This window comes from Streptosporangium sp. NPDC049644, assembly GCF_040675205.1.
Classification (GTDB): domain Bacteria; phylum Actinomycetota; class Actinomycetes; order Streptosporangiales; family Streptosporangiaceae; genus Streptosporangium; species Streptosporangium fukuiense.
In genome coordinates, this window is sequence record NZ_JBFAOJ010000110.1 from 18,690 (window position 1) to 28,857 (window position 10,168).

The 10,168-nt window shown below is 69.8% G+C and carries 9 protein-coding genes; 8 read left to right on the top strand and 1 reads right to left on the bottom strand.

Features of this window, described 5'->3' with window-relative positions; translation table 11 throughout:
- The first annotated feature begins 26 nt into the window (after nucleotides 1–26).
- The 7 genes from AB0J58_RS38010 to AB0J58_RS38040 all read left to right on the top strand — a co-directional run bounded on the left by AB0J58_RS38010 (nucleotide 27) and on the right by AB0J58_RS38040 (nucleotide 8,396).
- Entirely contained in the window at nucleotides 27–548 is a 522-nt protein-coding gene (locus AB0J58_RS38010; protein WP_364224990.1) for a YbhB/YbcL family Raf kinase inhibitor-like protein, read from the top strand.
- 91 nt (nucleotides 549–639) lie between these two features.
- Nucleotides 640–819: a hypothetical protein gene (locus tag AB0J58_RS38015; RefSeq protein ID WP_030925184.1), complete on the top strand. Its 180-nt coding sequence runs from the start codon at nucleotides 640–642 to the stop codon at nucleotides 817–819.
- An 87-nt stretch (nucleotides 820–906) separates the two neighbouring features.
- A complete protein-coding gene (locus tag AB0J58_RS38020; RefSeq protein ID WP_343966983.1) occupies nucleotides 907–1,479 on the top strand; it encodes a DUF1707 domain-containing protein in 573 nt (190 codons plus the stop codon).
- A 72-nt stretch (nucleotides 1,480–1,551) separates the two neighbouring features.
- A complete protein-coding gene (gene plsX / locus AB0J58_RS38025; protein ID WP_364224992.1) occupies nucleotides 1,552–2,586 on the top strand; it encodes a phosphate acyltransferase PlsX in 1,035 nt (344 codons plus the stop codon).
- A gap of 172 nt (nucleotides 2,587–2,758) precedes the next feature.
- A complete protein-coding gene (locus AB0J58_RS38030; RefSeq protein ID WP_364224994.1) occupies nucleotides 2,759–5,137 on the top strand; it encodes an HAD-IC family P-type ATPase in 2,379 nt (792 codons plus the stop codon).
- On the top strand, nucleotides 5,134–6,876 hold the full coding sequence (gene argS / locus AB0J58_RS38035; RefSeq protein ID WP_364224996.1) for an arginine--tRNA ligase: 1,743 nt from the start codon (nucleotides 5,134–5,136) through the stop codon (nucleotides 6,874–6,876). Before AB0J58_RS38030 ends, argS begins: the two co-directional genes overlap by 4 nt.
- 143 nt (nucleotides 6,877–7,019) lie before the next feature.
- Nucleotides 7,020–8,396, top strand: a complete 1,377-nt coding sequence (locus tag AB0J58_RS38040) for a hypothetical protein (RefSeq protein WP_364224998.1) — start codon at nucleotides 7,020–7,022, stop codon at nucleotides 8,394–8,396.
- Between the two features lie 138 nt (nucleotides 8,397–8,534).
- Here the strand turns inward: AB0J58_RS38040 and AB0J58_RS38045 are convergent, their stop codons facing one another.
- Nucleotides 8,535–8,921 (bottom strand): cell division protein SepF, encoded by a 387-nt coding sequence (locus tag AB0J58_RS38045; protein WP_030925173.1) that lies wholly within the window; start codon nucleotides 8,919–8,921, stop codon nucleotides 8,535–8,537.
- A gap of 206 nt (nucleotides 8,922–9,127) precedes the next feature.
- Here AB0J58_RS38045 and AB0J58_RS38050 point away from each other — a divergent pair, with 206 nt between their 5' ends.
- Nucleotides 9,128–9,916, top strand: a complete 789-nt coding sequence (locus AB0J58_RS38050; RefSeq protein WP_343966992.1) for a PhzF family phenazine biosynthesis protein — start codon at nucleotides 9,128–9,130, stop codon at nucleotides 9,914–9,916.
- Nucleotides 9,917–10,168: the final 252 nt, after the last annotated feature.

Sequence of the window (10,168 nt, forward strand, 5' to 3'; positions counted from 1 at the left end):
AAAGACGCTCCCATCGGAGGTGAATCGTGTCCACCCGGCCACCGATTCCGTACGACTTCCTGCCCCAGGTTCCCGCGCTGACCGTCGAAAGCGACGATGTGCGCGACGGAGAGCGCCTGGCCGCGGCCCAGGTGTTCAACGACTGGGGATTCAACGGCCAGAACGTCTCGCCCCAGCTGCGCTGGTCCGGCGCACCCGAGGGCACTCTCAGCTACGCCGTGACCTGCTTCGACCCCGACGCGCCCACCGGCAGCGGGTTCTGGCACTGGCTGCTGTTCGACATCCCCGCGGACGTGACCGAGCTGGACGCCGGCGCGGGGGCCGGTGACGGCGGTGTGGGCGTGCACGGCCGCAACGACTACGGCATCACCGCCTACGGCGGGGCCGCGCCGCCCCCCGGACATCCGCACCGCTACGTCTTCGCGGTGCACGCCCTCGACGTGGAGAAGCTCGGCCTCGGCGCCGACGCCTCGGCCGCCGTGCTGGGTTTCAACATCACCGCCCACACTCTGGCCCGCGGATACGTCGTTCCCGAGTACGAGAGCTAGCCGACAGGACGTGACACAGGAGGCAATGGACTGACAGCGTGTTCGGTGTTCCGGTATGATTCGAACGTTGTTTCGATCCAAGGATGCCGTCATGGAGTGGGGGCGCGCGATGCGAGAGCTGTCCACCGCGATCGACCACCTGTCCGTCGAGGACCCATCAGAGATTCCACGTCTCCAGCTCACCGAGCAGCTCATCGAGCTGCACTGGCAGATGGCCAGGCTCCAAGCTGAGATCGCCCGCCGCACCTCCGTGCGACGCCCGGGTCGCTGAGACGGCGGGGAGACCGACCGGTCTCCCCGCCGCCACAGACGGCGAACAGGTCTCGCGATATATCTTAAGTAGTCGTACACTCGCGTCATGACGTCTCATCACCCCGTTCTGCGCGCCTCCGACGCCGATCGCGACCGCGTGGCCGCGGTGCTGGGCGAGGCGCTCGCCACCGGCCGCCTGACCAGCGTCGAGCACGCCGACCGCCTGGACATCGCCTACCGCGCCGTCACCACGGACGACCTCGCCCCCCTCACCGGCGACCTGCCCGACGTCGTGGCCCCCGGCCGCGAGTCCGCCACCGAGCGGCAGCAGGTCGGGGCCGTCTTCAGCAAGGTCGTGCGCGGCGGGCGCTGGCTCGCCGGGCGGCACACCACGCTGAGCGCCACCTTCGGCGCATTGATCGTCGACCTGTCCGAGGCCGTGCTCCCCGGCAGGGAGATCACCCTGGAGGTCAACTCCCTCTGCGGCAAGCTGATCGTCAGGGTTCCGGAGAACGCCCACGTCATCGACGAGGTCAGCGGCATGTTCGCCAAGAGACACGTCTCGGGCGGCCGGGGCGGCGAGGGCTCCCCCGTCATCCGGGTCGTCGGCCGGGCCACCTTCGGGAAGATCATCGTCTCCCGGGAGAGAACCGACTGGAATCTCCCCGGCACTCCCTGATCACCCCGGCGGGACATTCCGCTCCCGGGGCCGCCTACGATGCGGACAAACCATCCCGCACGAGGTGACCGCTTGCCTGAGACCGATGCTCCCGGCACCATGCCGATCGCCCTGGACGCGATGGGCGGTGACCACGCCCCCGACGAGATCGTGGCGGGAGCCGTGCGGGCGGTGCGAGAGCACGGGATCTCCGTCGTGCTCGTCGGCGCCCCCCGCCCCCTGTACGAGGCACTCGCCCGGCATGACGCGACCACCGAGATCCCGATCGTCAGGACCGAGGAGGCTCTGGCCATGGACGAGGGTGCCCTCGCCAGCCTGCGCCGCCCGCGCTCCAGCATCGCCGTCGCCTGCCACCTCGTCCGGCGGGGTGACGCCTGCGCCGTGGTCTCCGCCGGGTCCACCGCCGGGATCGTGGCCACCGGAAAGCTCCGGCTCCGCGGCCAGCCCGGCGTGCTCAGGCCCGCCATCGCCGTCGCCCTGCCGACCAGGCCCACCCCGACCGTCCTGCTGGACGCCGGAGCGAACTCCGAGGTCAAAGCCGAGATGCTGGTGCAGTTCGCGCACCTCGGCGCCGCCTACGCCGAGACGGCGCTGGGCATCGAGAATCCCAGGATCGGCCTGCTGACCATCGGCAGCGAGCCGGGGAAGGGCAACAAGCTCGTCAAACGTGCCCACGAACTGCTGTCGGCCGCCCCCGGCCTCGACTTCTCGGGCAACGTCGAGGGCCACGACCTGCTCACCCGTACCGTGGACGTCATCGTCGCCGACGGATTCACCGGCAACGTGGCGCTCAAGACCATGGAGGGCAGCGTCCGCTACGCCTTCGCCGAGCTCCGCGAGACGGTCAGGGAGAGCCGGACGGCCAGGGTGGGCGGCCTGCTGCAGAAGAGACGCATCAGGGAGCTCTACCGGCGGCTCGACCCCGAGGTCCACGGCGGGGCCGTGCTGCTCGGCCTGAACGGCACCGTGGTCATCGCGCACGGCGCCTCACACGCCAAAGGGGTGAGCGCCGCCTGCGTGCTCGCGGCCAAGCTGGCCCACGAGGGCGTGGTGAACCGCATCGGTGAGCGCCTCGCCGCCGTCCCCCGCCCGCACCGCCTCTGGTGACGTGCCACGAAGCCCTGGCGACCACCCACGCCACCGCCCGCACCGCCTCCGGTGACCCTCCGCGAACACGTCGCCAACCTGCGGTGATATTTACCGCGCATCAGGTGACGTATTCCACCGAATTCTCCGACCCCGCGTACCCTTGAGTCCCAGTCGATCGGCAGGGGGCCGTGTGGAGCAGGTGACACAGCGCGGACTGACCTCGGCAGAGGTCGCCGAGCGCGTGGCCCTCGGGCAGGTCAACGACGTCAGACGCCGGTCGAGCAGATCGGTCTCGGCGATCCTCAGGGCCAACGTCCTCACCCTCTTCAACGGGGTGATCGGCGTGCTCTGGGTGCTGATCATGATCTTCGGGGAGTGGCAGGACGGCCTCTTCGGCCTGGTGATCGTGGCCAACGCGGGCATCGGCATCATCCAGGAGCTCCGCGCCAAGCGCACCCTCGACCGGCTCGCCATCGTCAACGAGGCTCCGGTCAGGGTCCGCAGGGACGGCGCGGAGACCGAGATCCCGCCCCGGCAGGTGGTGCTCGGCGATCTCATCCTGCTCGCGCCCGGCGACCAGCTGCTGGTCGACGGCGAGACCGTTGACTCCGACGGGCTGGAGGCGGACGAGTCCCTGCTCACCGGCGAGGCCGACCCGGTGCACAAGCTGCCGGGCGACGAGGTCCTGTCCGGCAGCTTCGTGGTCGCCGGCCGGGGCTCCTATGTCGCGACCAGGGTGGGCGGCGACGCCTACGCGGCCAGACTCGCCGAGGAGGCCAGCGCGTTCGGCCTGTCCCACTCGGAACTGCGCGACGGCGTCACCCGGTTCATCAAGTACGTGACCTGGCTGGTCGTCCCGATCGGCGCCCTGCTCACCTGGAGCCAGGTCAGCAGGCGGACCGGCGTCGGCGAGGCGGTCACCAGCACGGTCGCCGGCATCGTCACCATGATCCCCGAGGGTCTGGTCCTGATGACCAGCATCGCCTTCGCCGTCGGCGTGATCCGGCTGGGCAGGCGCCGCTGCCTGGTCCAGGAGCTCCCCGCGATCGAGATCCTGGCCCGGGTCGACACTCTCTGCCTCGACAAGACCGGCACGCTCACCTCGGGCGGCATGGAGCTCGGCGAGGTCCGCGGGCTCCGCGACGACCTGCCTGTGCCCGAGGCGCTGGGCGCGCTGGCCAACCTCGACCCCGACCCCAACCCCACGGCCCGGGCCGTCCAGACCCGCTACCCCGACTCCCCCGGCTGGACCGTCGCCGCCAAGATCCCCTTCTCCTCGGCCCGCAAGTGGAGCGGCGCCGAGTTCGACGGGCACGGCTGCTGGGTCCTGGGCGCCCCCGACGTCCTCCTGCCGCCCGGCACCCCGGCGTACACCGAGGCGGGGGCACTCGCCGCCACCGGTCTGCGGGTGCTCGCCCTGGGGAAGGTCGCCTCGCTGCGCGACCCCGACGACCTCGGCACCGTCGAGGCCGCGGCCATCGTCGTGCTCAGGCAGCGCGTCCGCCCCGAGGCGGCCGAGACCCTCGCCTACTTCGCCGAACAGGGCGTCACCGTCAAGGTCATCTCCGGCGACAACCCCGAGTCGGTGTCGGCCATCGCCACCTCCGTCGGCATCCCCGGCGGGGAGCGCGCGGTGGACGCCCGCACCCTGCCGGATGACAATCCCGAGAAGCTCGCCGAGATCATGGAGGCCAACACCGTCTTCGGCCGGGTCAGCCCGCACCAGAAACGGCTGTTCGTCGGCGCGCTCCAGTCGCGCGGGCACACGGTCGCGATGACCGGCGACGGCGTCAACGACGTGCTCGCGCTCAAGGACGCCGACCTCGGCGTGGCGATGGGCTCCGGCAGCGGCGCCACCCGGGCGGTCGCCCAGATCGTGCTGATGAACGACAGCTTCGCCGGCCTGCCCTCCGTGGTGGGCGAGGGCCGGCGGGTGCTGGCCAACATCGAACGGGTCGCCGGCCTCTTCCTCACCAAGACCTTCTACGCGATCGTGCTCTCCCTGCTCACCGGGGTCATCGGGCTCGCCTTCCCGTTCGCTCCCCGGCACTCCACGCTGATCAACGCGCTGACGATCGGCATCCCCGCGTTCTTCCTCGCGCTCGCGCCGAGCAACGAGCGCGCCAGGAGCGGCTTCGTGCCACGTGTGCTCCGGCTGGCGGTCCCCGCCGGGATCATCTGCGCCACCGCCGTCTACCTGTCGTACTGGATCGCCCAGAGCGGGGCCGCCACCCTGGCGGAGAGCCGCACCTCGGCGGTGATCACGCTGTTCGTCGCCGCCTGGTGGGTGCTGGCCCTCGTCGCCCGCCCGTACGTCTGGTGGCGGGTCGCGCTCGTGGCCTCCATGGCCGGGCTGTTCGCCCTCACCCTCGCCATCCCGTTCACCCGCGAGTTCTTCGCGCTCACCCTCCGCGACCCCGCCGCAGGCGGAGTCGCGGCCGGGCTCGGCGTCGCCGCGGGGGCCGTGCTGACCGGCGTCTTCGCGGTCATGCGATCCCGCCGTACCGGGCCCGGCCAGGGTGATATCCAATCGGTTCAGGATCGGTCAACCGCTACCCTTGGAACATGACCGACCCGCAATTCGCCCTCACCGAACGCGTCCAGCAGGCGCTGGCCGCGGCCTTTGGTGCCGAATACTCCGACGCAGATCCGCTGATCCGTCCCTCGCAGTTCGCCGACTACCAGGCGAACGTGGCGATGAGTCTGAGCAAGCGGCTGCGACGGGCCCCGCGGGAGGTCGCCCAGGAGATCGCCGAGCACCTCACCGGGCGGGCCGACGACCCGTTCCCCGGTACCGTCGAGGTCAGCGGCCCCGGTTTCCTCAACCTGACCCTCTCCGACGACTGGATCACCGCACAGGTCTCGGAGATCCACGCCGACCCGCGCGCCGGCGTGGGCGTGTCCGCCTCGCCGCAGACCATCGTGATCGACTACTCCGCGCCCAACGCGGCCAAGGAGATGCACGTCGGCCACCTGCGCACGACGATCGTGGGCGACGCGCTCGCCCGGGTCCACGAGCACCTGGGCAACAGGGTCATCCGGCAGAACCACCTCGGCGACTGGGGCACGCCGTTCGGCATGCTCATCGAGCACCTGCTGGACATCGGCGAGGAGGCCGCCGTCGCCCAGCTGGAGGCCGGCGAGGGCAACGCCTACTACCAGGCGGCCCGGGTGAAGTTCGACACCGATCCCGAGTTCAACGGGCGGGCCCGCGCCCGGGTCGTCACCCTGCAGGCCGAAGAGCCCGAGACGATGCGCCTGTGGCACATCTTCATGAACGCCACGGTCCGCTACTTCAACAAGGTCTACGTCCAGCTCGGCGTGACGCTGACCAACGAGGACATCGCCGGCGAGAGCATGTACAACCATGTGCTCGCCCAGGTCTGCGATGAACTGCAGGAGCGCGGCATCGCCGTGCTCAGCGACGGCGCGCTCTGCGTCTTCCCGCCCGGCTACACCGGCCGCGAGGGCCAGCCGCTCCCCCTGATGATCCGCAAGAGCGACGGCGGGTACGGCTACGGCACCACCGACATGGCCACGATCCGCTACCGGGTCCAGGACCTCAAGGCCGACCGCATCCTCTACGTGATCGGCGTGACCCAGTCGCTGCATATGTCGATGGTGTTCGACTCGGCCAGGTTGGCGGGTTGGCTGCCCGAACACGTCAGGGCGGAGCACATCCAGATCGGCAGCGTGCTGGGCTCCGACGGCAAGATGTTCAAGACCAGGAGCGGGAAGTCGGTCAAGCTTCTGGAGCTGCTCGACGAGGCCGAGACCAGGGCCGCCGGAGTGATCCAGGATCGCGAGTACGACGACGCCGAGCGCGAGAGGATCGCGCACGCCGTCGGTATGGGCGCGGTCAAGTACGCCGACCTGTCGGTCAGCCACGACAGCGAGTACGTCTTCGACTTCGACCGCATGCTCGCCCTGACCGGCAACACCGGCCCCTACCTGCAGTACGCCCAGGCCCGTATCCGCTCCATCTTCCGCAGGGGCGGGGTGACCCCGGCCGAGACGGCCGGACCCATCGTGCTGGGCCACCCGGCCGAGCGCGCGCTGGCACTCCAGCTTCTCCGCTTCGGCTCGGTGGTCGAGGAGATGGCGGAGAACTCGGCGCCGCACAAGCTGGCCTCCTACCTCTTCGACACGGCGAGCGCCTTCACCACGTTCTTCGAGAACTGCCCGGTGCTGAAGGACGACGTCGAGGCCGCCACCCGTGCCTCGCGGCTCGCCCTGTGCGCGCTCACCCTGAAGGTCATGGAGACCGGCCTGAGCCTTCTCGGCGTCCCCGTGCCCGAGCGCATGTAACCTGTCCACCAGATGATCGTCTTTATTGGGAAATCAAAGGCGATCATCTGGCAAAGTCATGTTCGGCGCGCCTCCCCGCGGGGATGTCCGAAGCGCAATACGCTGGCGCGGTCATCGGTCACAACTTCGGGGAGTTCTCTGCCTTGAGCACGGACCTGACCGCGAATCCGCAGGCCGGGACAGAGCTGCACCGCTGTGCCGACGCGCTCCTCACCGACCTGGCCGCCGGCACCGTCCCCGCCGAGCTGCCGGCCGGTTTCGCGGACATGTCCGACCACTGGCTGGCTCCGGCCATCGAGGCCCTCGTGCTGCTCATGCGCGGCGAGGAGGCGCTCGAACCCCTGGCCCGCGCCGCCCAGCGCGACGAGCGGCGGACCGCGCTCTTCCTCTGCCTCGCACTCGCCGTCGCCGGCCAGGGCGACCGCATCCACGCCTCCTGGCTCGGCAGCGCCTTCGGGGACCTGTCCCTGGACCGCCCGGTGACCCACGGCCAGCGGGCCCTCTGGCTCGCCGCCGCCCGCGGGGCGTACGGCCCGGCGGGAAAGATCTTCGTTCTCCGCAGACTCGACGCGGTGGCCGCGTCCCCGGCATCCGAACCCGACCTGTGGTTGCGCGCGCTGGTCCCCGACCAGCCCTCGACCGTCGTGTCACCGGCCCTGGCCGGGTTCGCGGAACTCGCCGAACTCCCGGAGTTCGCCGTTCCCGTACAGGCCGCCGCCAGGCTGACCCACCTGCGCGACCGCTGCGCCGAGATCACCTCGGCCCGTGAGAGCACCCCCGGAGCGGGTGACGAGACCGGGACCGGCCTGGATGACCTCGCGCTCCTTGAGGCCGCGCAGACGGATCGATCCGGCGAGGCGACGGTCGTGTGGAGCGAGGACGAACCGCTGACCGTGCTCCGCCAGCTGATGGGGTCCGGCACCCCCGAGCGCCCGATGAGGCCGCTCACCAGCCACCTTCTCAGCGATCTGCACCCTGGCTCCCATCCTTACCTGGCCGCGATCGCGCTGCATGTGGCCGCGCCCATCGTGCGGTCCGCGGCGGAGAGGCTCGCCGAGGCCACCCGGGCCGAGGCCCCCGAGTCGGTCACCATGCCGATCCTCGGCCACCGCGTGACGCTCCGCCCCGAGGGACCGGATCCCGAGTCGCTGGGCGCCGCCGAGGAACGCATCGCCACCGAGGGCACGCCGGTCCGCGCCCGGCCCCGGGCGGCCTACCTGCTACTCGCCCTCGCCCCGGTGATCCTGGTGGTCGCGCTGGTCCTTCCCGTCCTCCCGCTCGCGCTGCTCGCGCCGCTACCGGCCGCGGCGGGTGGCTACCTGCTGTGGCGCAGGCGCAGGCGTGAACGGGCGGACGCCGAATACGTCGTCAAACAGCTGTCCGAGCTCAGGGAGCTCGCTCAGGGCGCGGTGTGGGCGCTGCATGACTACGCTCGCGAGTCGGAGGGCCGGGTCAAGACAGCGGCCTCCGACCTGGCCGAACTCACCCGGCTGCTCCGCCGGGGTCCCCGGGCGGGCTGACCGGCTCCGTTCGCCGGATGTCCTTCACCCACGGGTGTTCTTCACCGGCGGATGTTCTCACCGACGCCGAACCTGCCGCTCGCACGACCATGGCGGGGGCCGATCTCTCGGACCCCGCACACCCAGGCCGCCGCTGGATCACCCGTTGGTGATCTCCACCTCGGCGGGGGCCAGCAGGAAGACCTTCTCCGCGATCCGCTCGATACGCCCTTCGCAGCCGTACGCCAGCCCGGCGACGAAGTCGACCATCCTCGTGGCCTCGGCGGTGCTCATCCCGCTGACGTCCATGATGACCGTCTGACCTTCGCGAAAGTGTTGTCCGATCACCGGTGCGTCGTTGTACTTCATCGGCGTGAGCATCACGATTCGTGAGGGCTCGTTCATCGCGTGCCAGCGCTTGGCCGCGCGCTCCGAGGCAGACTGCCAGTCCTCGCCTTCGACCTCATCCTCGTAGTCGTAGGACTCGTCATACTGCTCGGCCCCGCCCAGACCAAGGTAGCTTGCCACCTTGCGCACTGCCCCCATCGGCTCGTCCTTTCGCCAGGACCACGCCGTACCCGGCCTGTCCCTACATCTTGGACGGTAACCGACGACTTGAAGTTCGCCATGCGACACGCCCAGCGCTTATTTCCACTTTGTACGGCTACCGCACTGGTCTGCCCGATCCCTGACTTTGCCCGATCCCCTGACTCGACTTCAACTGATATCTCCAGCGCCGCTAGCATCGCGTCATGCTCGTCTACACGGTCGATTCGTTTACCGATGAATTTTTCAAGGGTAACCCTGCCGGGGTCTGTGTACTCGGCAATCCAGTCCCTGACACCTGGATGCAGTCCGTGGCGGCGGAGATGCGGCACTCCGAGACAGCCTTCCTGCTCGAAGCAGAGGACGGCGGGCCGTACTCACTCCGTTGGTTCACGCCGGTGACCGAGGTGGCCCTCTGTGGGCATGCGACCCTGGCCACGGCGCATGTGCTGTATTCCACGGGAACGGTCCCAGAAACCCTCGAATTCTCGACGAAGAGTGGAATCCTGTCCGTGACCAGGGATAAATCAGGTTTAATCAGCATGGATTTCCCGGCAAAAGTACTCCAAGAGACGCCCCTCCCCAGGGGACTGATCGATGCGCTCGGAGTTAAACCTGTTTGGGGAGGAAAAAATGTTTGGGATTATCTCGTCGAGGTCGAGTCCGAGGACGCCGTGCTCGCCGCGGCCCCTGACTTCCGCGCCCTGGAGGCCGTCGACGCGCGGGGAGTCATCGTGACGGCTCGGGCATCCAGGCCGGGCGCCGACTACGTCTCCCGCTTCTTCGCCCCCCGCGTCGGAGTACCCGAGGACCCGGTGACGGGCTCCGCCCACTGCGCGCTCGCTCCCTACTGGTCGGCCAGGCTCGGCTCCGACAGCCTGGTGGGCGCCCAGCTGTCGCAGCGCGGAGGCGTGGTCCGCACGACCGTACGGGGCGACCGGGTAGAGCTGGCGGGACGCGCGGTGACCGTGCTCTCCGGCGAGCTCCACGCCTAGGTCCTGTCCCCTTCCTCGCCACGGCACGATCCGGGGGAGATCGCCCAGGGTTCCGTGGCCTCTGGCCGGCCGATGGCTCCCGGTCCGTGAAGTCGTCACAGCAGAAAGGCTCCCACCGACTGGCGGGAGCCCCGGCAAGCCCCTTCCGGAACCCCCTCGGAAAACACGAAGGCCCCCACCGAAAGGTGAGGGCCCACATGAAAGATTGTCCGGCGGCGACCTACTCTCCCACACCGTCCCCGGTGCAGTACC

Excerpts from the sequence above, each read along its gene's own strand:
- AB0J58_RS38015 (WP_030925184.1), top strand. The coding sequence starts at position 640 with ATGGAGTGGGGGCGCGCGATGCGAGAGCTGTCCACCGCGATCGACCAC.
- argS (WP_364224996.1), top strand. The coding sequence starts at position 5,134 with ATGACCGACCCGCAATTCGCCCTCACCGAACGCGTCCAGCAGGCGCTG.
- AB0J58_RS38050 (WP_343966992.1), top strand. The coding sequence starts at position 9,128 with ATGCTCGTCTACACGGTCGATTCGTTTACCGATGAATTTTTCAAGGGT.
- AB0J58_RS38020 (WP_343966983.1), top strand. The coding sequence starts at position 907 with ATGACGTCTCATCACCCCGTTCTGCGCGCCTCCGACGCCGATCGCGAC.
- AB0J58_RS38045 (WP_030925173.1), bottom strand. The coding sequence starts at position 8,921 with ATGGGGGCAGTGCGCAAGGTGGCAAGCTACCTTGGTCTGGGCGGGGCC.